The organism is Streptomyces sp. NPDC008092, from assembly GCF_042957285.1.
GTDB lineage: Bacteria > Actinomycetota > Actinomycetes > Streptomycetales > Streptomycetaceae > Streptomyces.
Map to the genome: position 1 here is coordinate 1051330 of NZ_JBIBHY010000001.1, position 23023 is coordinate 1074352.

Annotated in this window: 20 protein-coding genes, 2 tRNA genes and 1 pseudogene; 9 read left to right on the plus strand and 14 right to left on the minus strand. The window is 73.5% G+C overall.

What is annotated here, in order from left to right:
- Positions 1–149: 149 nt before the first annotated feature.
- Entirely contained in the window at positions 150–764 is a 615-nt protein-coding gene (locus tag ACFZB3_RS04345; RefSeq protein ID WP_391369367.1) for a TetR/AcrR family transcriptional regulator C-terminal ligand-binding domain-containing protein, read from the plus strand.
- 169 nt (positions 765–933) lie between these two features.
- Here the strand turns inward: ACFZB3_RS04345 and ACFZB3_RS04350 are convergent, their stop codons facing one another.
- From ACFZB3_RS04350 to ACFZB3_RS04360, 3 genes are all read right to left on the minus strand, one after another.
- The gene (locus ACFZB3_RS04350; RefSeq protein WP_391369370.1) at positions 934–2037 is read right to left on the minus strand and encodes a DUF2510 domain-containing protein; all 1104 of its coding nucleotides are present in this window, start codon (positions 2035–2037) and stop codon (positions 934–936) included.
- A gap of 124 nt (positions 2038–2161) precedes the next feature.
- Positions 2162–3304: an anhydro-N-acetylmuramic acid kinase gene (locus ACFZB3_RS04355; RefSeq protein WP_391369373.1), complete on the minus strand. Its 1143-nt coding sequence runs from the start codon at positions 3302–3304 to the stop codon at positions 2162–2164.
- A 4-nt stretch (positions 3305–3308) separates the two neighbouring features.
- Positions 3309–4625, minus strand: coding sequence for an MFS transporter (locus tag ACFZB3_RS04360; RefSeq protein WP_391369376.1), 1317 nt, complete (start codon positions 4623–4625; stop codon positions 3309–3311).
- 181 nt (positions 4626–4806) lie between these two features.
- On the opposite strand from ACFZB3_RS04360, the pseudogene ACFZB3_RS04365 reads away from it, so the two are divergent.
- A pseudogene (locus ACFZB3_RS04365) lies at positions 4807–7488 on the plus strand (ATP-binding protein).
- 87 nt (positions 7489–7575) lie between these two features.
- Here the strand turns inward: ACFZB3_RS04365 and ACFZB3_RS04370 are convergent.
- The 8 genes from ACFZB3_RS04370 to ACFZB3_RS04405 all read right to left on the minus strand — a co-directional run bounded on the left by ACFZB3_RS04370 (position 7576) and on the right by ACFZB3_RS04405 (position 15000).
- Positions 7576–8367, minus strand: coding sequence for an SDR family NAD(P)-dependent oxidoreductase (locus tag ACFZB3_RS04370; RefSeq protein ID WP_391369379.1), 792 nt, complete (start codon positions 8365–8367; stop codon positions 7576–7578).
- A gap of 64 nt (positions 8368–8431) precedes the next feature.
- Positions 8432–9550 carry a 3-oxoadipate enol-lactonase gene (gene pcaD / locus ACFZB3_RS04375; protein WP_391369382.1) on the minus strand — a complete coding sequence of 373 codons (1119 nt, stop codon included), beginning with the start codon at positions 9548–9550 and terminating at the stop codon, positions 8432–8434.
- Positions 9547–10887 (minus strand): 3-carboxy-cis,cis-muconate cycloisomerase, encoded by a 1341-nt coding sequence (gene pcaB, locus ACFZB3_RS04380; protein WP_391369385.1) that lies wholly within the window; start codon positions 10885–10887, stop codon positions 9547–9549. Before pcaB ends, pcaD begins: the two co-directional genes overlap by 4 nt.
- Positions 10884–11486: a protocatechuate 3,4-dioxygenase subunit alpha gene (gene pcaG, locus ACFZB3_RS04385; protein WP_391369387.1), complete on the minus strand. Its 603-nt coding sequence runs from the start codon at positions 11484–11486 to the stop codon at positions 10884–10886. The genes pcaB and pcaG overlap by 4 nt, the downstream gene beginning before the upstream one ends.
- Positions 11487–11492: 6 nt before the next feature.
- Positions 11493–12266 carry a protocatechuate 3,4-dioxygenase subunit beta gene (gene pcaH, locus ACFZB3_RS04390; RefSeq protein WP_391369390.1) on the minus strand — a complete coding sequence of 258 codons (774 nt, stop codon included), beginning with the start codon at positions 12264–12266 and terminating at the stop codon, positions 11493–11495.
- Between the two features lie 135 nt (positions 12267–12401).
- Positions 12402–13604 carry an acetyl-CoA C-acyltransferase gene (locus ACFZB3_RS04395; RefSeq protein ID WP_391369393.1) on the minus strand — a complete coding sequence of 401 codons (1203 nt, stop codon included), beginning with the start codon at positions 13602–13604 and terminating at the stop codon, positions 12402–12404.
- The gene (locus ACFZB3_RS04400; RefSeq protein ID WP_391369396.1) at positions 13601–14245 is read right to left on the minus strand and encodes a 3-oxoacid CoA-transferase subunit B; all 645 of its coding nucleotides are present in this window, start codon (positions 14243–14245) and stop codon (positions 13601–13603) included. The genes ACFZB3_RS04395 and ACFZB3_RS04400 overlap by 4 nt, the downstream gene beginning before the upstream one ends.
- Positions 14245–15000, minus strand: a complete 756-nt coding sequence (locus ACFZB3_RS04405) for a 3-oxoacid CoA-transferase subunit A (protein ID WP_391369399.1) — start codon at positions 14998–15000, stop codon at positions 14245–14247. The genes ACFZB3_RS04400 and ACFZB3_RS04405 overlap by 1 nt, the downstream gene beginning before the upstream one ends.
- A 184-nt stretch (positions 15001–15184) precedes the next feature.
- On the opposite strand from ACFZB3_RS04405, the gene ACFZB3_RS04410 reads away from it, so the two are divergent.
- On the plus strand, positions 15185–15676 hold the full coding sequence (locus tag ACFZB3_RS04410; protein ID WP_391369402.1) for a MarR family transcriptional regulator: 492 nt from the start codon (positions 15185–15187) through the stop codon (positions 15674–15676).
- Here ACFZB3_RS04410 and ACFZB3_RS04415 read toward each other — a convergent pair.
- Positions 15646–16644 (minus strand): DUF3048 domain-containing protein, encoded by a 999-nt coding sequence (locus ACFZB3_RS04415; protein WP_391369405.1) that lies wholly within the window; start codon positions 16642–16644, stop codon positions 15646–15648. The two genes, ACFZB3_RS04410 and ACFZB3_RS04415, sit on opposite strands and share 31 nt — an antisense overlap.
- Positions 16645–16744: 100 nt before the next feature.
- Entirely contained in the window at positions 16745–17809 is a 1065-nt protein-coding gene (locus tag ACFZB3_RS04420) for an ATP-dependent DNA ligase (protein ID WP_391369407.1), read from the minus strand.
- 118 nt (positions 17810–17927) lie between these two features.
- On the opposite strand from ACFZB3_RS04420, the gene ligD reads away from it, so the two are divergent.
- Positions 17928–18947: a non-homologous end-joining DNA ligase gene (ligD, locus tag ACFZB3_RS04425; RefSeq protein WP_391369409.1), complete on the plus strand. Its 1020-nt coding sequence runs from the start codon at positions 17928–17930 to the stop codon at positions 18945–18947.
- Positions 18948–19052: 105 nt separating this feature from the next.
- On the plus strand, positions 19053–20081 hold the full coding sequence (locus ACFZB3_RS04430) for a substrate-binding domain-containing protein (protein WP_391369412.1): 1029 nt from the start codon (positions 19053–19055) through the stop codon (positions 20079–20081).
- Between the two features lie 18 nt (positions 20082–20099).
- Here the strand turns inward: ACFZB3_RS04430 and ACFZB3_RS04435 are convergent, their stop codons facing one another.
- Positions 20100–20891 (minus strand): VOC family protein, encoded by a 792-nt coding sequence (locus ACFZB3_RS04435; protein ID WP_391369776.1) that lies wholly within the window; start codon positions 20889–20891, stop codon positions 20100–20102.
- A gap of 259 nt (positions 20892–21150) precedes the next feature.
- Here ACFZB3_RS04435 and ACFZB3_RS04440 point away from each other — a divergent pair, with 259 nt between their 5' ends.
- From ACFZB3_RS04440 to ACFZB3_RS04455, 4 genes are all read left to right on the plus strand, one after another.
- A complete protein-coding gene (locus tag ACFZB3_RS04440) occupies positions 21151–21405 on the plus strand; it encodes a WhiB family transcriptional regulator (RefSeq protein ID WP_391369779.1) in 255 nt (84 codons plus the stop codon).
- Between the two features lie 67 nt (positions 21406–21472).
- Positions 21473–21544: transfer RNA gene (locus ACFZB3_RS04445), tRNA-Gly, on the plus strand.
- Between the two features lie 11 nt (positions 21545–21555).
- Positions 21556–21627, plus strand: a tRNA-Ala gene (locus ACFZB3_RS04450).
- A 31-nt stretch (positions 21628–21658) separates the two neighbouring features.
- Entirely contained in the window at positions 21659–22987 is a 1329-nt protein-coding gene (locus ACFZB3_RS04455) for an SDR family NAD(P)-dependent oxidoreductase (protein ID WP_391369414.1), read from the plus strand.
- Positions 22988–23023 lie beyond the last annotated feature (36 nt).

The following is a 23023-nucleotide window of genomic DNA, read 5'->3' on the forward strand; positions in this document are numbered from 1 at the left end:
CGATACGCCACTGTACCGATACGGTCGAGTACCGGTACAGTGGCGTATCGATAGACGTAGGCCACACTGGTTGTAGGTTTCCGCGTCGGCCGAACGCAGGGCGGGGCGGAAGTGATCCGCACGTGATGAACGAGTGAGGAGCAGGGCACATGACGTCGCAGGCCGCGGACGGACCGGACATGGTCGCCGCCTCGCGCCGCTCCAAGATCACGCCGGAGCGTGAGCGGGAGTTCTTCGACGCCGTGCTCGAACAGATCCGCGAGTGCGGCTACGACTCCGTCTCGATGGAGGGGATCGCCGCCAGCACCCGGTGCAGCAAGTCCACGCTCTACCGGCAGTGGAAGACGAAGCCGCAGTTCGTCGCGGCCGCGCTGCGGGCCAGCCGGGAGGTGCGCTTCGTCGGCATCGACACCGGGTCCCTCGCCCGGGACCTGCGCGAGGTGGCGCGGACCGCGGGCGACTGGTCACGCAAGGACACCAAGCTGCTCGCGGCGCTGGGCCACGCGGTCCACTCGGACGCGGAACTGGCCACGGCGCTGCGCGAGGCGCTCGTCGAACCCGAGATCGCCGCGCTCCAGGAGATCCTGCTCCGCGGTGTCGCGCGCGGCGAGGTGCCCGAGGGCCATCCGGCGCTGGACTACGTGCCCGCCATGATGTTCGGCGTGCTGCGGGTGCGGCCCGTGCTCACCGGCGAGTACGCCGACGCCGACTATCTCGTCCGCTTCGTGGAGGCCGTCGCGCTGCCCGCACTCGGACTGACATGAGGCCCAGGCCGCCGTCCACGGGATGACTGGACGGCGACCTGCTCGCGCCGCACCGTGGGGACGGGGGCGGCGCGCACCCACCGGCCGGGTGGGATGCCCCTTTGAGCGGAGGGGCACCCCACCCGGCCGACTGCTGTTCTGGGACCGGCGGGGCAGGGGCCGGCGTGGGTCAGACGTTCGATCCGCTGCCGCTGCCCGAGGACACCTTGATGCCGCTGGTGATCGTGTCGATGATCGACTCCTTCTGGCCGACGTCGACGCCGAACCGGACCACGACGATCTGCGCGGAGTTCGCGGGCGACGGGAAGGCCAGCGACTCGACGTAGCCGTCGGCGCCCTTGCTGGTGATCGCCTTCCAGCGGACCAGGTACCCCTTCTGTCCGGCCACGGTGACCGCCTTGGAGGCCAGCACCTGGTGCGAGGTGATCGAACCGTAGGTCTTGCCGCCGTACGACTCCGTCGCGTTGGCCGAGATGTCCGCCTTGGCGACCGCCTCGGCCGTGTCCCCCTTGGTGCCCAGCACCACCGCGGGCGCCGAGTAGGCACCGCCGGCGGTGCAGGTCTGCGAGGTGTCGCCCGGGCACTTGTAGGAGTCGTCGGAGCTGACGTTGGCGCCGTAGCTGATCGCCTGCCCGGTCCAGCCGTCCGGCACCGGGATGCTGATGGCGTTGATCGAGTCCGACACCGTGCCGCCGCCCTTGACCTTCGGCGCCTCGGACTGGCCCGGCGAGGGCGACGCGCCCCCGTCGGTGCCACCGGAACCCGAGCCGCCCGACCCGCCGAACGGGAAGCCCTGGCCCCCGTTCTGGCCCCCGTTCTGGCCGCCGTTCTGCCCCTCGGGGCCGCCCTGGCCGAAACCGCCCTGGCCGCCCGAGCTCTGCGAGGCCTGCTGGTCGCCGCTGCCGCTGCCGTTTCCGGTGAGCGCCCACACGCCCACCCCGATCGCGGCGAGGACCGCCACGGCGACGCCGACGGCGATGCCGGTGCGCAGCCCGCGCCTGGCCGGGGCCGGCGGCACCGGCGGGTATCCCGGATACCCCGGATACCCCGGGTGGGCGGAGTAGGCGCCGCCGGCCGGGTACGCCGGGTAGGCCTCGGTGGCCGGCTGGGGCCCGTCGGCCTCGGGCTGCGGCGGGGGACCCCAGTCCGCGGCCGACCCGGCGGGCCGGGTCTGCTCCGTCCAGGCCTTGCCGTCCCACCAGCGTTCGGTGGCCGGACCGTCACTTGTCTGCCCGGGATCGGGATACCACCCGGGAGGAGTCACCTGCGTCATGCCCCTACCGTATGAGGCATCGGTGAAAGTCGGATGAGAGGATCCGGCGATGTTCCGGCGAGCCGGTCCGGCGCGCGTGGGATGCCCGATCCGGCCTGGTTCGCCCGGGGTGTTCCCGTTCGGCTCACTCGATCCGCAGCCGTACCGGCGGTCCCGCCGCGGGCGGCGGCAGGCGAAGTCCGTTCCGCCCCGGGGTCAGTGAGCCCAGGACGCTCGGGTGGCGGGCACCGGTGGCGGCCGGGGCCGTCCCCGCGAGGCCGTGCGCGGTGAGGAAGCCGAGGACCGCGAAGGCGTACGCCTCCTTCGCCGCCGCGGGCAGACCGAGTTCGTCGGAGACGCGCACCGGGATCTCCGGGAGCAGGCCGCGCAGCGTCCGCATCAGCTCCGGGTTGCGGGTGCCGCCGCCCGACGCGACCACCTCCGTCGCCGCCACGCCCCGCACCGCGTCCGCCACCGTCCGGGCGGTCAGGTGGGTGAGGGTCGCCAGCGCGTCCTCGGCCGAGATCCCGGCGGGCGCCCGCCAGTACCCGGCGTGGAACAGCTCCTTGCCGGTCGTCTTCGGCGCGGGCAGCGCGTAGTACGGCTCCGTCAGCAGCTCGTCGAGCAGCGGCCCGTGCGGACGGCCGCGCGCCGCCAGCGCCCCGTCCGCGTCGTACGCCAGCCGGCCGCCGGTGAACTCCCGGGCCGCCGCGTCGAGCAGCGCGCACCCGGGCCCGGTGTCGAAGGCCGTGCCGTCGGGCGCGGTGAGGTTGGCGATCCCGCCGAGGTTCAGCGCCACCGGCGTCCCCGGCCGGCCACGCAGCCACAGCAGGTCGAACAGGCTGACCAGGGGAGCGCCCTGCCCCCCGGCCGCCACGTCCCGCGACCGCAGGTCGGCGACGACCGGCAGCCCCGTCGCCTCGGCGATCCATGCCGGTTGCCCGAGCTGCAGCGTGCCGTGCACCCGGCCGCCGTCCACCCAGTGGTAGACCGTCTGCCCGTGCGAGGCCACCAGCTCGGCCCGCCCGCCGCACAGTTCACGGTCGGCCCGGACCGCGGCCGCCGCGAACGCCTGACCGATCCGGGTGTCCAGCAGACACACCCGCGCCAGCGGCACGGCGGCCGGCGGCAGCGCCCCCGCGAGCGCCTCCCGCAGCTCCTCGTCGTACGGCGTGCTCACCATCCCCAGCGGCTTGAGCAGCAGCGTGCCGTCCAGCAGCCGCAGCTCGGCCGCCGCCGCGTCCACCGCGTCGTACGACGTCCCGGACATCAGCCCGATCACCAGCACCGTCTCAACCCGCCTCTCGACGCGCCTCTCGACCCGCCTTCCGACCCGGTTCGGTCCGCTGCGGCCCGAGCAGTGCGAGCACGCTGACCGCGCAGGTCGCCGCCGCGTAGTAGCCGGGAACGTCGAGATTCCCGGTGCGCTGCACCGCCTCCGTGATGATGAGGCCGGCACAGCCCGAGAACACGGCATTGGACAGTGCGTAGGCGAGTCCGAGGCCCGTGCAGCGGGCCCGCGCCGGGAACATCTCGGCCAGCAGCGCGGGCCCCGGCCCGGCCATCAGCCCCACCACCGCGCCCGCGCCGAACAGCGCCGCGCCCCGCACGGCGGCCGAGGCCCCCGGGTCCTGGAGGAGGTGTAGCAGCGGCAGCGCCAGCAGCACCACGAGCCCCGCGCCCGCCAGCATCACCGGCCGCCGCCCCACCCGGTCGCTGAGCATCCCGGCCGGCAGGATCGCCGCCGCGAACCCCAGGTTCGCCACCACCGTGGCCAGCAGCGCCGCACGGAAACCGGTGTGCAGCGCGGCCTGGAGATACGACGGCAGCACCACCAGGAAGGTGTACCCGGCCGCCGACCAGCCCATCACCCGCGCGCCGGCCAGCGCGACCGCCCGGACCGGCACGCGCACGGATCGCACGGCGGCCACGGCCGGCTCCCGGAACTCCGGCGTCTCGTCGAGACCGATCCGCAGCCACAGCGCCAGCGCGCCCAGCGGCAACGCCAGCAGGAACGGCAACCGCCACCCCCAGGACCCGAACTGATCCGCGGTCAGGAGCGTGGACAGTCCCACCGCCACGCCCGCCCCGCCCAGCAGGCCCAACGCCACGGTGAACGACTGCCACGCCCCGTACAGCCCCCGCCGCCCCGGCGGCGCGAACTCGGTCAGCATCGCCACCGCACCCCCGAACTCCCCGCCCGCCGACAGCCCCTGGACCACCCTCAGGAACGTCAGCAGCCACGGCGCGAGCGCGCCGGCCTGCGCGTACGTCGGCAGCACGCCGATCAGCGCCGTGGCCCCCGTCATCAGCGCCACCACCAGGATCAGCACCGGCCGCCGGCCCAGCCGGTCCGCCAGCCGGCCGAACAGGGCCGCGCCCAGCGGACGGAAGAAGAACGCCAGCCCGAACGAGGCGTAGGTGCGCACAAGACCCTCGGCCGCGCTGCCGCCCGCCGGGGTGAAGAACCGCTCGGCGACGACGGTCGCGACATAGCCGTAGACGCCGAACTCGTACCACTCGATGAAGTTGCCCACCGAGCCCGCCGCCAGCGCCCGGAGGGGCCGGTTCCGCTCCCGTACTGCCCGATCTTCGAAAGTCAGCTTCATGTCCCTGCCCGTTGACGGTCCGTTCGCTGCACAGCGGCAGGTCGGGGCTGTCCCGCGTCGCCCGGCCGCACCCGCTTTCACCCGTCACGGCAACAGCTGTCCGGACCCGCCTCCGGACAGCCAACAGGACGGCTACGCTCGTGGTCTGTACGTCGTTCGGGCGACTTGGGGAGGTAGCAGGATGACGGAGGAGCAGCCCTCGGGAGGCGCCCCGGCCCGCCTCTGGGAGCGCGAGGAGGAGATCGCCGCCGTCACCGAGGCCCTCGACGTCCTGTGCGCCGACCGTTCCACCTCCGGGCACCTGCTGGTGGTCCGCGGCGAGGCCGGGCTCGGCAAGACCGCGCTGCTGGCCGAGACCCGGCGCCTCGCCGAACGGCGGGGCTGCACCGTCTGGTCCACCCGCGGCGTGGAGACCCTGCGCAGCGTCCCCTTCCACGTGGTCCGGCAACTGCTCCAGCCCGCCCTGGTCTCCCTGCTGCCCGAGGAGGCCCGGGAGTACCTCGGCGACTGGTACGAGATCGCCGGCCCCGCCCTCGGCATCACCGACCCCGGGGACCGCCAGGCCGACCCGCAGGGCGTCTGCGACGGCCTGGTCGCCGCCGTCCGCCGGCTCGCCAAACGCGACTGGCCGCTGGTCCTGCTGGTCGACGACGCGCACTGGGCCGACCAGGAGACCCTGGCCTGGCTCGCCGCCTTCGTGGAACGCCTCGACGACCTGTCCGTCCTGCTCCTGGTGGCCCGCCGCCCCGGCGAGGTCAGCGGCGACAGCGCCCGCCACCTCGACGCCGTGGCCGCCGCGTCCGGCCGCCCCGTCCGCACCGTCAGCGCACTCACCCCGGACGCCACCGCCGGCCTCACCCGCGCCACCCTGGGCGAGCACGCCGACGCCCCGTTCTGCCGCGAGGTCTGGGCCGTCACCGGCGGCAACCCCTACGAGACCGTCGAACTCCTCGCCAAGGTCCAGGACAGCGAGGTCGAGCCGGTCGAGTCCCGGGCCGGCGAACTGCGCGCCCTCAACCGGTCGGCCAGGGGCGGCGGCCTCGTCACCCGCCTCGAAGGCCTCGGCGTCGACGCCACCCGGTTCGCCTGGGCCGCGGCCATCCTCGGCACCGGCATCTCCGTCGGTCTCGTCGCCCAGCTCGCCAGCATGGCCGTGGACGACGCCGAGCGCTGCGCCGAACTGCTGTGCACCGCCCGCATCCTCACCGCGCCCGACCCGGCCGGCTCCCGGACCCACACCGGCGACCTGGAGTTCGTCCACCCGCTGATCGCCACCGCCGTCTACAACTCCATCCCGCCCGCCATGTGCACCGCCATGCACGGCATCGCCGCCCAGATCGTCCTGGACGACGGCCGCGGCATCGCCGAGGCGTCCCGCCACCTGCTGAAGGTGCACCCGGACGACGACGAGGAACTCGTCGAACAGCTGCGGGACGCGGCCAAGGAGCACCTCGCGGTCGGCGCCCCGGACGCGGCCCGCCGCTGCCTCGAACGCGCCCTGCGCGAACCGCCCCTCCCCGAGGTCCACGCGCGCGTGCTCTACGAACTGGGCTGCGCGACCCTGCTCACCAACCCCGCCGTCACCATCGGACACCTGCAGAGCGCTCTCGGCATGCCCGGCCTCTCCGGTCCCGAACGCGTCGACGCCGTCTTCCGGCTCTCCCAGGCGCTCCTCCACAACGACCAGCTGGAGGAGGCCGTCCGCGCGGTCGAGGCGGAGGCCGCCCGGCACGAGGAAGGACCCGCCAGACTCCGGCTCCAGGCCGTCCAGTTCATGTGGGAGGGCATCGCGGGCGAGGCCGTCTCCCCACGCCGCTCCGAACGGCTCGCCGACCTCGCCGCCATCTGCACCGGCCGCGACAACTCGGAGCGCGCCCTGCTGATGCTGCGCGGCTTCGACCTGCTGATACAGGGCGAGAGCGCGGAGGAGGTCGTCGAGCTGTGCGACCGCGCCCTCGTCAACGGCCGGCTCGCGCCCGGCCTCGGCTGGACCGACACCGAGTGGGGCATCGAACTCCTGCTGATGCTCGCCAACTCCTACGTCTACACCGACCGCCTCGACCGCGCGGAGAGCCTGTACAACGAGGCCCTGCGCGCCTACGAGTCGTCCGGCTGGAGCGGCGGCCACCTCGCCCTCGCCCATGCCTACGTCGGCCTCGGCCACCGCAGGCGGGGGCGGCTGCGGGACGCCGAGACCTCCCTGCGGGAGTCCCTGCGGATCGCCGAGCGGGTCGGCCGCCGGCTGCCCCTGTACTGGACCGCCACCTGCAACCTCGTCGACACGCTGCTCGCCCGCGGCCATGTCGAGCAGGCCTGGGAGACCGCCGAACAGTACGGCTTCGCACCGCCGTACCCCTCCACCATCGTCATGCCGGACCCGCGGTCGGTGCGCGGCCGGCTGCTGCTCGCGGTCGGGCGCACGGAGGAGGCGGTGAACGAACTGGAGGCGGCGGAGAAGGCGGCCGCCGCGCGCGGCCACTTCAACCCCGTGGTCGTGCCCTGGGCGCTCGACCTCGCCCGCGCCCTCGCGGGCGAGGACCCGGCGCGGGCGGCCCGGCTGGCGGTCGACGCGTGACGGCAGGCCGAGCGGTTCGGCACGGACACCGCGATCGGCGAGGCGCTGCGGTGCGCCGCCGCGCTGGAGACCGGGCAACGGCAGGTGCGGCTGGCCTCGCAGGCGGTGGCGTATCTGGAGGCCTCGCCCTGCCAGTACGAGCATGCGGCGGCGCGGGTGGAGTACGGGATCGCGGCGCGGTCGGTGGCCGAGTTGAATCGGGGGCTGGCGTTGGCTCGGTCCTGTGGCGCCGACGGGCTGGTTGCTCAGGCTCGGGAGGTTCTGGATACGGGGCGCGGGTTGCGTTGACGGGTGCGGGTGGTGCGTGGCTGGTCGCGCAGTTCCTCCCCCAGCCTTCGGCCGGGGGTACCCCCAGCGCCCCCGAAAGAAGGGGCGCTACAGGGACAGGAGTTGATCAGTCACCGCTGACAGGCGTTTCTGCACCTCTCGGCTGTACGTCGCCTCGTGCGCCCGCGCCTTGTTCGTGCCGTCGAAGTAGCCGCCCGTTCCCAAGTCCTGCGTGGCCAGGGCCAGGACGCCCGGGGCGCCGTCCGCCACCGTGCTCCAGGGCGCCACACCGCCCTCCCGCACCATCGCGGTGTCCATGAAGGTCGCCGGGTGCAGGACGTTCACCGAGACGCCGGTGTCCGCCAACTCCTCCGCCAGCGCGAAGGTGTGGGCGGCCAGGGCGAACTTGGCCCGGCAGTACGCCGCGAAGCCCTGGTAGCCGCGGGTGAATTCGGGGTCGTCGAAGTCGAGGGGTTCCTGGCCCGCCGAACCGACGTTCACGACCCGCGAGGGGGTGTTCGCGCGCAGTACCGGGAGGAGGGCGCGCGTCAGGGTCACCGGGGCCAGGTAGTTGACGGCCAGGCGCAACTCGTGGCCGTCCGTGCTCAGTTCGCGTCCCGAGCCGGGGGTGCCGGCGCCGACGCCCGCGTTGTTGACCAGTACGTCCAGGCCGGGGTGGGCGTCGGCGACCCGGGCGCCCAGTTCGCGGACCTGGGCCAGCACGGCCAGGTCCGCGACGAAGCCCTCCGCCGTGCCCTCGGTGCGCAGTTCGTCGACCAGGCGCCCGGTACGGCCCGGATCGCGGCCGTGGGCGAGGACGAGGTGTCCGGCGCGGACCAGTTCGAAGGCGACGTACCGGCCGAGCCCGGAGGTGGCACCGGTGATCAGAACAGTGGACATGCCGTCAGCCTAGGCGCGGGACGGCGCCGGATGGGTACTGCCGCTGGAGGTACGACCGGCAGGGTCACCCTTCCTCCTCCGCCAGCACCCGTTGCGCCGTCGCGAACGCCGAGTTGGCCGCCGGGACCCCGCAGTACACGGCCGTCTGCAGCAGCACCGCGCCGATCTCCTCCGGCGTCAGCCCGTTGCGCCGGGCCGCCCGCACGTGCATTGCCAGCTCGTCGTAGTGGCCGTGGGCGACCAGCGCGGTGAGAGTGATCATGCTGCGTTCACGCCGGGAGAGCGTGGGGTCGGTCCAGATCTCGCCCCACGCGTAGCGCGAGATGAAGTCCTGGAAGCGGGCCGTGAAGGGCGTCTGCCGGGCCTGGGCACCGTCGACGTGGGCGTCGCCGAGGACTTCGCGGCGTACCGCCATCCCGCGCCGGGCACCCCCGTCGAGGTGGGAGCGGAGCGCGGTCAGGACGGCCTCGGGGCACTGCGCGGGCGCCAGATGCGCGGCGCCCGGCAGTTCGACCAGCGTCGACGACGGCACCGCGTCCGCGATCTCCCGCAGGTGCGGCGGCGGGGTCGCGGGGTCCTGCCGGCCGGCGATCAGCAGGGTGCGTACGGCGATCTCGCCGAGCCGGTCCCGCAGGTCGAAGGCGGCCAGCGCGTCGCAGCAGGCGGCGTACGCCTCCGGGTCGGCGGTCCGCTGGTCCTCGACCAGCCGGGGCACGGTGAACCCGGGGGTGAACCAGCGGGAGTCGGCGTTCTCCGCCAGCCACGCCACGCCCTCCCGGCGCACCCGCTCGGCCCGCTCCTCCCAGGGACGGGACCCGCCGAAATGGGCCGAGGAACAGATCACCGCCAGGTTCTCCAGCCGGTCCGGGTGGTGGACGGCCAGGTGCAGGCCCACGGCACCGCCCAGCGACACCCCCGCGTACGCGAACCGCTCGATGCCGAGCGAGTCGGCGAGCGCGAGCACCAGGTCGGCGAGGTCACCGACGGTCGCCCCCGCCTTGATCAGGCCGGGCGCCGAACCCCCGTGGCCCGGCAGGTCCCAGCGCACCACCCGGTGCGCGGTGGACAGCTCGGGTGCCACGGCGTCCCACAGGGCGTACGAGGTGCCGAGCGACGGCCCGAGGAGCAGCGGGGGAGCCGAAGCGGGGCCCTCGACGCGGTGGTTGAGGAAGTTCTCGGTCAACGTCGCTCCAGGGCACGGTCGGTGAGCACACCGGCAGAACCGGTGTAGCGGGCGGGATCGGTCAGGTCGTCGAGATCGACGTCCTTCAGGTCGGGCTCCTCGGCGAGGAGTTCACGCAGCGCTCGGTGCTCGGAGTGGGTACGGCGGGCCAGTTCGCCGAGCAGCTCCTTGGCGCGGGCCCGGCCGAGCACGGGGGCCAGCTCGGCGGAGAGCCGCTCCGAGACGATCAGCCCGTTGGTGAGGCCGAGGTGGCGGCGCATCGCCTCCGGGTGCACCCGCAGCCCCTCCACCAGCTCCGCCGCGTCCCGGGCCGCGCCTCCGACGGTGCGCAGCAGATCCCGCAGCGGCTCCCACTCGGCGTGCCAGGCGCCGGCCGGCCGTTCGTCCTCCGCGGCCATCGAGCCGTACAGGACGGCCGCGAGCTGCGGGGCCCGCCGCGCGGCCGCCGCGATCAGGGTCGACCGCACGGGGTTGGCCTTGTGCGGCATCGCCGAGGAACCGCCCCCGCTGCCCTCGGCGACCTCGCCGATCTCGGTACGGGACAGGAGCAGCACGTCCACGGCGGTCTTCCCCAGCGCCCCGGCCGTGAAGGCGAGGCACCCGGCGAGGTCGGCGACCGGCGTGCGCAGGGTGTGCCAGGGCAACAGCGGCGTGGCGAGGGCGAGTTCACGGGCGTACGCGGCCGGCAGCTGCTCGGGGTGCGCCGCGCCGTACGCCCCGAAGGCGGCCAGCGTGCCTGCCGCGCCGCCGAGTTGGGCGGGCAGCGACTCCCGGACCAGGGCCGCGCGGTCCCGGGCGTCGAGGACCAGCGAGCGCCAGCCGGCCGCCTTCAGTCCGAACGTCGTCGGCACGGCGTGCTGGGTGAGCGTGCGGCCCGGCATCGGCGTGTCTCGGTGCTCGGCGGCCAGCCGGGCCAGCGCCCGCTCGGTCCGTCCGAGGTCGGCGAGTACGAGGTCCAGGGTGCGGGCGGCGACCAGCATGGTTGCCGTGTCCATGATGTCCTGGCTGGTCGCACCCCGGTGGACGAACGGCCCGTACTCCGTGCCGACCGCCTTCGTCAGCTCGGCGACCAGCGGGATGACCGGGTTGCCGCCGCCGCGGGCGCGCTCCGCGAGGGCGCCGACGTCGTAGCGGCCGGGGTCGGCCGCCTCGGTCACGGCCGTCGCGGCCCCGGCCGGGGCCAGTCCCAGGGCGGCCTGGGCACGGGTGAGGGCCGCCTCCGCGTCGAGCAGGGCCCGCAGAAAGGCGCCGTCGCTCGTCGCGGCCGCGGCCGCGGAACCGGACCACCCGGGACCGAGCAGCCCGGCGTCACCGCCGCCGTGATCCACTGAACTCACTGGAACTCCAGGAAGACCGTCTCGCCCTCGCCCTGAAGGCGGATGTCGAAACGGTAGGTCCCCCGGCCCTCGTCGGCGGCGATCAGCGTGTCGCGTCGCTCGCCCACCCGGGTGAGCAGCGGGTCGGCGGCGAGCGCCGCGTCGTCGCCCGGCAGGTAGATCCGGGTGAACAGGTGCACCAGCAGCCCGCGCGCGAACACGCACACGCTGAGGTAGGGCGCGCTGCCGCCGCGGGCGCCGGGCCGCAGCGTCCGTGCGTACCAGTGGCCGTCGGCGTCGGTCTGGATCCGGCCCCAGCCGGTGAACTCCACGCCGTTGCGGCCGAGATAATCACCGGTCGCCGGGTCGCGGCGGATCGAACCGTCGGTCGTGGACACGTTCCCGTCCGGGTCGGCGCCCCACACCTCCAGGAGCGCGTCGGGCAGCGGGGCGCCCTCCCCGTCGTAGACGTACCCGTGGACGGTGACCGTGTCCGGGTGCCCGAGGGGTGCGATGTCCTCGCCGCCGCGGAACGGCAGCGCGTAGCCGTAGAACGGGCCGACCGTGTGCGACGGGGTGGGCAGCACGTGCTCGGGGCTGCTCGTGTCGATCTTCGTCATGGCGGGTCAGCGTCCTTCTTCGATCCAGGTGGCGTGCGGGCCGTCCAGCACGATGTCCCAGTGGTAGCCCATCGAGAACTCCGGCACGGACAGACCGTGGTCGTAGGTCGCGACCAGGCGCTGGCGGGCCGCGTCGTCCGTCACCGACTGGATGATCGGGTCGTACGGGAACAGCGGGTCGCTCGGGAAGTACATCTGCGTGACCAGCCGCTGCGTGAATGCCGAACCGAACATCGAGAAGTGGATGTGGGCCGGACGCCAGGCGTTGAGGTGGTTGCGCCAGGGGTAGGGGCCCGGCTGGACAGTGGTGAAGTGGTAGCCGCCGTCGGCGTCGGTGATCGTACGGCCGACGCCCGTGAAGTTGGGGTCCAGCGGGGCGTCGTGCTGCTCGCGCTGGTGCGCGTAGCGGCCCGCCGAGTTGGCCTGCCAGATCTCGATCAGCTGGCCCCGGACCGGCCGGCCGTCCCGGTCCAGGAGCCGTCCGGAGACGGTGATCCGCTCACCGACGGGCTCACCGCTGTGCTGCCGGGTCAGGTCGTTGTCTATGCCGGTGATGTCCCGCTCCCCGAACGCGGGGGAGTGCAGCTCCACCAGCTCCGGGTCCTGGGCCGTGTCGATGGCGACCAGGGGCTGTTTCGGATGCCGGAGCACGGAGGACCGGTAGGGGGCGTAGTCCCGCCGGGGGTGATGCTCGACGGGAGCGCCGTCGGCGACGCGCTTCTCGTAGGCGGCATGCTCGGCGGCGATTTCGAGGTCGATGTCGCCCTGGGTGAGTGTCATAAGGAGTCCTCGGTGAAGCGCCCTGTCTTTGTCTTCAGGGGCGCTGGGGGTACCCCCGGCCGAAGGCTGGGGGAGGAACTGCGCGACCAGCCACAACGCCCCCGCAGGCGCTCCACGACCTGTCGCTCTGTCGCTCTATCGCTCAAGAACAAGCGCGAGCCCCTGCCCGACGCCGATGCACAGGGTGGCCACGCCGACACCGGAACCGCGCCGGGCGAGTTGATGGGCCACGGTCCCGGCGAGCCGGGCCCCGGACGCGCCGAGGGGGTGGCCGAGGGCGGTCGCCCCGCCCTGCGGATTGAGGATCGCCGGATCGAACTCGGGCCACTCGGCCACACACCCCAGCACCTGCGCGGCGAACGCCTCGTTCAGCTCCAGCACCGACAGATCCCCGAACCCCTTGCCGGCCTTGCCCAGCGCACGCGTCACCGCCTCGACCGGGGCCAGGCCGAAGTAGTCCGGGTCGATCCCGGACACCCCGGTCGCGCTGACCCGGGCCAGCGGTTCCCGCCCGAGCGTCTTCAGGCCCTCCTCGTCGGTCAGCAGCAGCGCCGCCGCGCCGTCGTTGAGGGGGGAGGAGTTGCCCGCGGTCACGGTGCCGCCCTCGGCCCGGAAGGCCGGCTTGAGCTTGGCCATCGCGGTGAGCGAGGCATCGGGCCGCACGCACTCGTCGGCGGTGAAGGGAACCGGGTCGCCCTTGCGCTGCGGGACGGGCACGGGGGCCAGTTCGGCGTCGAACAGGCCCTGCGCCTGCGCGGCGGCCGCCTTCCGGTGGGAGGCGAGGGCGAACTCGTCCTGCTGCTCCCGGCTGATCTTGTGCTTGTCCGCGATGCGTTCCGCGGACTCGCCCAGCGGGATGGTCCACTGCGGGGCCATCTTCGGGTTGACCATGCGCCAGCCGAGGGTGGTCGAGTACAGCTCGGCGTTCCCGGCGGGGAACGGCCGGTCGCTCTTGGGCAGCACGTACGGCGCCCGGGTCATGGACTCGACGCCACCGGCCACGGCGATGGAGGCGTCGCCGACGGCGATGGCGCGGGCGGCCTGGACGACCGCCTCCAGGCCGGAGGCGCACAGCCGGTTGACGGTGACGCCCGGCACGCTGGTGGGCAGCCCGGCGAGCAGCGCGGCCATCCGGCCCACGTTGCGGTTCTCCTCGCCCGCGCCGTTGGCGTTGCCGAAGTAGACGTCCTCGATCCGCGCCGGGTCCAGGTCCGGGGTGCGGGCGAGGAGTTCGCGGATGGTGTGGGCGGCCAGGTCGTCCGGCCGTACCCCGGCGAGCCCGCCGTTGTAGCGGCCGATCGGCGTGCGGACCGCGTCGACGATGTACACCGTGTTCACAGCAGAGCCTCCGGGACAGTGAGTTTGGCGTCGGTTTTGGCGATGATCTCCTCCACCCCGACCCCGGGCGCGGTCTCGACGAGGACGAGTCCGTCGTCGGTGACGTCCAGGACCCCCAGGTCGGTGATGATCCGGTCCACGCACGCCTTGCCGGTCAGCGGCAGCGCGCACTCGGTGAGGATCTTCGCCGAACCGTCCTTGGCGGTGTGCGTCATCACCACGATGACCGTGCGGGCGCCGTGCACCAGGTCCATCGCCCCGCCGATCCCGGTGACCAGCTTCCCGGGGATCGCCCAGTTGGCCAGGTCCCCGCCGGCCGACACCTGCATCGCCCCCAGCACCGCGACGTCGATGTGCCCGCCGCGGATCATCGAGAACGACAGCGCGGAATCGAAGAACGACGCCCCCGGCAGGACCGTGACCGTCTCCTTCCCGGCGTTGATCAGGTCCGGGTCGACGGCGTCCTCGGTGGGGTAGGGGCCGGTGCCCAGGATGCCGTTCTCCGACTCCAGGACCACCTCCACCCCCTCGGGCAGATAGTTCGGGATCAGCGTCGGCAGGCCGATCCCCAGGTTCACGTACTGCCCGTCCCGCAGTTCGCGCGCCGCCCGCGCGGCCATCTCCTGACGCGTCCAGGCCATCAGCTGCTCACCGTCCGCTGCTCGATCTTCTTGTCCGCCGCCTGCCCGGGGGTGAGGGCCACCACCCGCTGCACGAAGATCCCCGGCAGATGCACCGCGTCCGGGTCGATCGCGCCGGGCTCCACCAGCTCCTCCACCTCGGCGACGGTGACCTTGCCCGCCATCGCCGCGAGCGGGTTGAAGTTGCGGCTGGACTTGTTGAACACCAGGTTCCCGTGCCGGTCGCCCTTCGCGGCGCGCACCAGCGCGAAGTCCGTGCGGATGCCCCGTTCCAGCACGTACTCGGTGCCGTCGAACTCCCGCACCTCCTTCGCGGGCGAGGCCAGCGCCACCCCGCCGGCGCCGTCGTAGCGCCAGGGCAGCCCGCCCTCCGCGACCTGGGTGCCCACTCCCGCCGGCGTGTAGAACGCGGGGATCCCCGCCCCACCCGCCCGCAGCCGCTCGGCGAGGGTGCCCTGGGGGATCAGCTCCACCTCCAGCTCACCGGCCAGGTACTGGCGCGCGAACTCCTTGTTCGCCCCGATGTACGAGCCGGTGACCCGTGCGATCCGCCCGGCGGCGAGCAGGACGGCCAGCCCCGTGTCCATCGCCCCGCAGTTGTTCGAGACCACACTCAGGCCACTGACGCCCCGCTCGTACAACGCCCCGATCAGCACGTTGGGCACACCGCTCAGCCCGAACCCGCCCACCGCCAGCGACGCGCCCTCCGGCACATCGGCCACCGCTTCCGCGGCCGTGGCGACCACCTTGTCCATCCGTGAAGCCTCATCTCTCAGCGAATTAATCAGGGCACTGAGTATTTCAGCGAGATGTCTGCCACGCTGCCACTGGCATCGCCACCCGTCAAGAGCTGGGGTGATGGCAGACGGGTATACAGACAGCGCCAGCGTCTGCCGCTATCGTTCAGTGCACCAACGAATTCGGACCACGGGAGTGCACATGGCCGCGGTGGACCTCACCACCCACCCCGGGCACCTGGCCCGGCGGCTCCAGCAGGCCCACTACCTGCTGTGGAACACCATGGTCTCGGAGGAGATCACCTCGCCGCAGTTCGCCGTGCTGAACGCGCTCGTCGCCGAGCCGGGACTCGACCAGCGGACCGTGGGGGAGCGGGTGGGGCTGGACCGGTCGACCATCGCCGAGGTCATCAGCCGGCTGGGCCGGCGCGAGCTCCTCGACAAGGTGCGCGACCCGCAGGACGGGCGCCGCTTCCTGCTGCGCCTCACCGACGAGGGGGTGCGGGTCCACCGCAAGCTCTCCGTGCGCACCGCCCGGATGAACCAGGTCTTCCTCGCCCCGCTCTCGGCCGAGGAGCAGAACCTGTTCTTCGAACTGATCCGCAGGGTCTCGGACGCGGCAGAGGGCCTGCGCAACGCGGCCGAGCCGGCCGTGCCGGAGGGTCAGGCCTTCGCGAACACCACCCACACCTGACCGTCGGCGAACTCCACCGGGCTGCCGTCCGGGCCCGTGAAGGCCGTTCCGCCGGTGGCGGCCGGGCGGGACCAGGTGGCTTCGAACGACCGCCCGTCCCGCAGCACCTCCGCCTTCCCCGAACCCACCGTCTCGGTGAACGGTGTGTTGTTGCCGAGCACGTCGTGGTACCCCGACCGCCGGACCCGCACGTGCTGCACCACGACCGTCGCCGGTGCCAACCGGGCGCCGGCCGTCGTCGTCGCCGGGGTGCCGTCCATCGACACCAGCCAGCGGTTCCGGTCGCCGGACCAGGTGAAGGCGAAGCGGGCCGCGGGGAACCGCACCGTGCGGGAGGCGGTGACCGTGCCGCCGGCCGGGGCCGGGCCGTAGCGGAAGCCGGTGGTGAGCGCCGCTCTGCCGGGCGCCCCGTCCGGCATCAGCCCGGCCGGGCGGAGGTACAGGTTGTGCGGAGCGGGCCGGCCGCTGCCCCGGTAGTAGGCGCCGGACGCCTCCGCCGGTGACTCGGGCCGCAGCGGCGCCTCGCGGATCAGGGGGAGCAGTTTCCGCTGGGCGCCGGAGAAGGCGAGCGTCGGGCGGTCGAACTGGCGCAGCAGTTCCAGATCGGACTCGCGGGCACTGCGGACGGGCCCGACGACCTCGGGGAGCCGGGTGGCGTACACCGCCATCAGCCGGCTGAGCCCGCCCTCCACCTGCTCCGCGTACACCACGTCCGCCGCGTCCAGCCCGGTCTGCGGGCGGGCCGCCGCCACGTTGTCGATCTTCACGGCGAGGACCGGTCCGGTGGCCTGCTGCCCGCTCGGTGCCGGGGTGGCCCCGCCCGGCGTCGGGGTGGCCCGTGGTGTGCGGCCGTCGTCCGTCGTGCCGTGCCGGGTGCAGCCCGCCGAGAGGGAGGCCGTCGTCGCGACCGCCGCCAGTGCCGCCGTCAGCACGGTCCGGCGCGTCGGCGCCTCGTGTCGCCCGTCCACCGCTGCCCCCCGGTTCGTCCCGCCCCGTTCACGCTCCTGCTTGATTGTGTGCTCAACAGGTCATCGGGAGCCATACCTGGCCGAATCGGATCGGGGACGGTCAGGACCCCAGGATCTCCGTGAGGTCGTAGCGCACCGGCTCCTCCAGCTGGGCGTACGTGCAGCTCTCCGGTGTGCGGTCCGGGCGCCAGCGGCGGAACCGGGCCGTGTGCCGGAAGCGGGCCCCGTTCTCCATGTGGTCGTACGCCACCTCGGCCACCCGCTCCGGCCGCACCGGCACCCAGGACAGGTCCTTCTTGCCCGACCAGCGGCTCGGCGCGCCGGGCAGCCGGGCCGACTCGTGCGCGGCCTCCTCCGCCCAGGCCGCCCACGGGTGCCCGGAGACGTCGGCCATGCGCAGCGGCTCCAGCTCCTCGACCAGCTCGGCCCGCCGCTTCATCGGGAACGCGGCCGACACGCCCACGTGCTGCAGGGCGCCCCGGTCGTCGTACAGGCCCAGCAGCAGCGAGCCGACCACGGGGCCGCTCTTGTGGAAGCGGTAGCCGGCCACCACGACGTCCGCCGTCCGCTCGTGCTTGACCTTGAACATGGCACGCTCGTCCTGCCGGTAGCGCAGCGTGAGCGGCTTGGCGATGACCCCGTCGAGACCGGCCCCCTCGTACTGCTCGAACCACTGCCTGGCCACCTCGACATCGGTGGTGGCCGGCGCCAGATGCACCGGCGGGGTCACGTCGGCCAGGGCTCCGGTGAGCAGGGCGCGGCGGTCGGTCAGCGGGACGTCGAGGAGGGACTCGTCGTCCAGCGCCAGCAGGTCGAAGGCGACGAAGGAGGCGGGCGTCCGCTCCGCCAGCGTGCGCACCCTGGAGTCCGCCGGATGGATCCGCTCGGTGAGCGCGTCGAAGTCCAGCCGGCCCTCCCGCGCGATCACGATCTCCCCGTCCAGCACGCACCGCTCGGGCACCCGCTCCAGCAGCGCCGCCACCAGCTCGGGGAAGTACCTGGTCAGCGGCTTCCCGGTGCGGCTGCCCAACTCCACCTCGGCGCCGTCCCGGAACACGATCGCGCGGAAGCCGTCCCACTTCGCCTCGTACTGCATGTCCGGCGGGATCGTCGCCACCGACTTGGCGAGCATCGGCTTCACGGGCGGCATCACCGGCAGATCCATGCCACGACTGTACGAGCGCTCCCCGGCGTCCGCTCGTCACGCCGCCCGCTCCGGTACCGGCCGGGCGGCCGTGCCGAGCCGATATGCGGGGTGGGGGTGGTGCGCCTACCGTGGCCGCATGGGCGATGCGGTGCAACTGGAGGTGGCCGGCCGGACCGTACGGCTGTCCAGCCCGGACAAGGTGTTCTTCCCGGAGCGCGGTTTCACCAAGCTGGACGTCGCCCGCTACTACGCGGCCGTCGCCCCCGGCATCCTGCGCGCCCTGCGCGACCGGCCCACCACCCTGCAGCGCTACCCGGACGGCGTCGAGGGCGAGTGGTTCTACCAGAAGCGCGCCCCCAAGGGCATGCCCGACTGGATCCCCACCGCACACATCACCTTCCCCAGCGGCCGCAGCGCCGACGAGATGTGCCCCACGGAGGAGGCCGCCGTCGTGTGGGCCGCGCAGTACGGCACGCTCACCTTCCACCCCTGGCCGGTGCGGCGCGGCGACGTCGACCGTCCCGACGAACTGCGGATCGACCTGGATCCGCAGCCCGGCACCGACTTCGCCGACGCGGTCCGCGCCGCCCACGAACTGCGCGCCGTCCTCGACGAGTTCGGCGGACTGCGGGGCTGGCCCAAGACCTCCGGAGGCCGTGGCCTGCACGTCTTCGTGCCCATCGAACCGAGGTGGACCTTCACTCAGGTCCGGCGCGCGGCCATCGCCGTGGGCCGGGAGCTGGAACGCCGGATGCCGGACCGGGTGACCGTCAAGTGGTGGAAGGAGGAGCGCGGCGAGCGCATCTTCGTCGACTACAACCAGACCGCCCGCGACCGCACCATCGCCTCCGCCTACTCCCTGCGGCCCCGCCCGAACGCCCCGGTCTCGGCGCCGTTGCGCTGGGAGGAGGTCGACGAGGTGCAGCCCGCGGACTTCGATCTGGTCACGATGCTGGCCCGGTTCGCCGAACTCGGCGACGTGCACGCCGACATGGACGAGCACGCCTACTCCCTCGACGCCCTGCTGGAACTCGCCCGCCGGGACGAGGACGAGCACGGCCTCGGCGACCTGCCCTATCCGCCGGAGTACCCGAAGATGCCGGGCGAGCCCAAACGCGTCCAGCCGAGCCGGGCCCGGCCCGAACAGCCTTCCTGACGGCGGGAGTCGGCAACGCCCCGGCATCGCCCGGCGGGAGCACTCCGACCGCCCTCCCGCGGCCGGGACTATGCTGATCGCCAGCCGCCGAGGAGGAGGGCCGAGGTGTCCGAGGCAGTGTCGCGCCCCACGCTGGAGGCCGTGGCCGCACGGGCCGGGGTCTCCCGGGCCACCGTGTCACGGGTCGTCAACGGCGGGGACGGCGTGCGCGAGCCCCTCGTCCAGCGGGTGCGGCGGGCGGTCGAGGAACTCGGCTACGTCCCCAACCAGGCGGCCCGCAGTCTCGTCACCAGGCGGCACGACGCCGTCGCCGTCGTCATCGCCGAACCCGAGACCCGGATCTTCACCGACCCCTTCTTCGCCCTCCAGCTGCGCGGCATCAGCAAGGAACTGACCGCCCACGACAACCAGCTCGTCCTGCTGCTCACCGAGGGACGGGACGACCACGCGCGGGTGGCCCGCTATCTCGCCGGCGGCCATGTCGACGGCGCGCTGGTCTTCTCGCTGCACCTCGACGACCCGCTGCCGGGCCTGATCGAGGGCGCCGGCGTCCCCACCGTGTTCGGCGGCCGGCCCGGCTGGAGCGACGGCACGGACAGCGCGGTGTACGTCGACTGCGACAACCGGGGCGGCGCCGAGGAGGCGGTACGCCATCTCGTCGGTCTCGGCCGGACCCGGATCGCGCACATCACCGGACCGCTGGACCAGACATCGGCGGCCGACCGGCTGCAGGGCTACCGGGACGTGATGGGGGAGACCGACCCCCGGCTGGTCGTCGCCAGCGACTTCACCCCCTCCGGCGGCGAGCGCGCCATGGCCGAACTCCTCGACCGCTGCCCCGACGTGGACGCCGTGTTCGCCGCCAACGACCTCACCGCCCTCGGTGCCCTGCGCGTCCTGCGCGAGCGCGGCCGCCGGGTGCCCGAGGACGTCGCCGTGATCGGCTTCGACGACGTGCTGCCCGTCGCCGAACAGACCGAGCCGCCACTGACCACGGTCCGTCAGGACATCGAGGAGATGGGCCGGCTGATGGCCCGGCTGCTGCTGTCCACGCTGACCCGCGACGAGTCGGCGACCGGCGCGCCGGCCGGCGTCGTCCTGCCCACGACGCTGATACGGCGCGCGACCGCTTGACGAGTCCCGGCTCCCGGGTCAGGTCTGCTGCGGCTCGCCCTTGATCACCGCGAAGCGGGCGCCGTACGGGTCGGCCAGCTTGGCCATCCGGCCCACCCCCTCCAGCGTGGTCGCCGGCATCCGCACCCGGCCGCCGGTCTGCTGGGCCTTCTCGACCACCGCGTCCGGGTCCTCGACCTCGAAGTACGGCAGCCAGTACGCGCCGGCCTGCGCCTCGGCCGGGTCCTCGGCCAGCGGCACCATCCCGCCGAACACCGACGCGTCGTCGCCGCCCGCCGGGTTGACGCAGGTGTAGGTGCCGCCGGGGAAGGGCACGCCGGAGGTCTCCAGGCCGAGCACCTTGTAGTAGTAGGCCGCGGCGGCCGCGATGTCCGGGGTGTACAGCTCGACCCAGCACAGCGAACCCGGATCGCCCGCCACGTCGACGCCCTTGGTCAGGGCCGGCTGCCAGATGCCGAAGGGGACGCCCGCCTGGTCGGTGAGGATCGCCAGGTGGCCCTGGCCCATGACGTCCATCGGCTGGGCGACGACGCTGCCGTGCGCCTGCTCGGCCGCCTTCGCGGTGGCCTGCGCGTCCTCGCTCCGGAAGTACACCGTCCAGGACGGCGGACCCTGCTCCGGGGTGGTCTGCATACCGCCGGCGACGGTCCGGCCGTCCAGCTGGAAGAAGCCGTAACCGCCGGCGTCGGGCCCCGCCGACCGGAACTGCCAGCCGAAGAGACCGTGGTAGAAGGAGACGGCGCCGTCGATCTCGGGCGTGCCGAGGTCGATCCAGTTGGGAGCGCCGTTGACGAAACGGGTGGTGAGCATCATCGCCCTCCTCGGAAGGGTCCTGTTCTCTGCTGCGCCGAGTCTTCCACCGCCCACTGACAATCGCTGCCCGACCACGCCCACCGCAGCCCGGTTACCGTGGGTCACCCGACGCAATCGCCGAGTTTCGGATCCGCTTGGCGCGCCGCCGTGCACGGGCGTGGTGCGCGGGAGCATGATCGAGGCTGCGGTGCTCTGTCGCCAGGACGTTGAGCGGGCGTTGATCGAACGTTTTTCGCCGCCCGGCACGATCCTGGCCATGCACTTCGACACCATCACCCCGCCCCGCACGCCCGTCCCGGCCTGGCAGGCGCAGGCGTTGTGCGCGCAGACCGGGGCGGAGTTCTTCTTTCCCGAGCCCGGCAGCTCGGTACGCGAGGCCAAGCGCATCTGCGGCATGTGCGAGATGCGTGCGGCCTGCCTGGAGTACGCGCTCGACAACGACGAACGCTTCGGCGTCTGGGGCGGCCTGTCCGAGAAGGAACGCCTGGAACTGCGCCGCGGGTCCCGCTGAGGCCGCGCCTGCCCGGATAATGCGGTACGGCCGTACGCCCCGGCCGGGCTACGATCCCGGGACGCGGCCGGACGTAGCGCAGAGGCAGGCGCACCGCCTTGCCAAGGCGGAGACGCCGGTTCGAATCCGGCCGTCCGGGCCGCGTGACGAGGTCCTGTGGAGCAGAGGCAGACTCGCCGTCATGGCATGACGGATACGCCGGTTCGAATCCGGCCGGGACCGCGGTACGGCGGACACGGGCTGGGCGGGGCGGATGAGCGAGGCGATCACCGAGGCGGAACTGGCCGCCTTCCACGACGTGGTGGGGAAACTGCGGGCGCTGCCCGTCGACGACCCGGTACGGCTGCGCGCCGAGCAGGTCGCCGCCTCCTTCGCCCGCGACGGACGGCTGCGCCGCCGCAGGACGCGCAGCACCGAGACGTCGACCGCCGACGCCGCCGTGATGGCCGCGACCGCGACCGGCGCCCCGGACCGCCGCGAGGACGCGCCGCTGGCCGTGCCCGGCACCGGCGGCGTCTTCCGCAAACCCCGCACCTGTTACGTCTGCAAGTCGCCCTATCGACAGGTCGACACCTTCTACCACCGGCTCTGCCCCGACTGCGCCGCCGACAACAGCGCACGCCGCGTCCTGAGCACCGACCTCGGCGGCCGCCGGGCGCTGCTCACCGGCGGCAGGGTGAAGATCGGCTTCCAGCTGGCGCTGATGATGCTGCGCGACGGCGCCGAGGTCCTGGTCACCTCCCGTTTCCCGCAGGACACCAGGCGCCGCTTCCAGGCCGCGCCCGGCAGCGCGAAGTGGCTGGACCGGCTCACCGTCCTCGCCGTCGACCTGCGCGACCCGCGCCAGGTGCTCGGCCTGTGCGAGGAGCTGCGGCAGGAGGGCGAACCGCTGGACATCCTCGTCAACAACGCGGCCCAGACCGTGCGCAGACCGCCCGAGTCGTACGCTCTGCTGGCCGCCGCCGAACCCGACGCGCTGCCCCCGGGCGCCCGGCAGGCCCCCGGGTTCACCCCGATGCGCAGACTGGCGGGCTCGGCCGCGGCCCTGCCCGTCGCGCTGCGCGAGGCCGACGAGGCCGGGCTGCTGCCCGACCCGTCACCCGAGAACTCCTGGTCGGCCCGGCTCGGCGCCCTCGACCCGGCCGAGGTCCTGGAGACCCAGCTCGTCAACGCCCTGGCCCCGGCCCTGCTGTGCGACCGGTTGCTCCCGCTGCTGCTGGCCTCGCCCCGGCCGCGCCGCTACGTGGTCAACGTGACCGCCGTCGAGGGCCGTTTCACCGTCCGCAACAAGATGCCGGGCCATCCGCACACCAACATGGCCAAGGCCGCCCTCAACATGCTCACCCGCACCAGCGCCGCCGAACTCGCCGAGCGGGGCGTCCACATGTGCGCCGTCGACACCGGCTGGATCACCGACGAGAACCCGGCCCCGAAGAAGGCCCGGATGGCCGGGGCCGGCTTTCGCACCCCCCTCGACATCGTCGACGGCGCGGCCCGCGTCTACGACCCGATCGTGCGCGGCGAGGCCGGGGACCCGGTGTCCGGGGTGTTCCTGAAGGACTACCGAGAGGCGGAGTGGTGAGCGGGGCGCCGGGGTCCGCCGTCGGCGGCCCGGCCG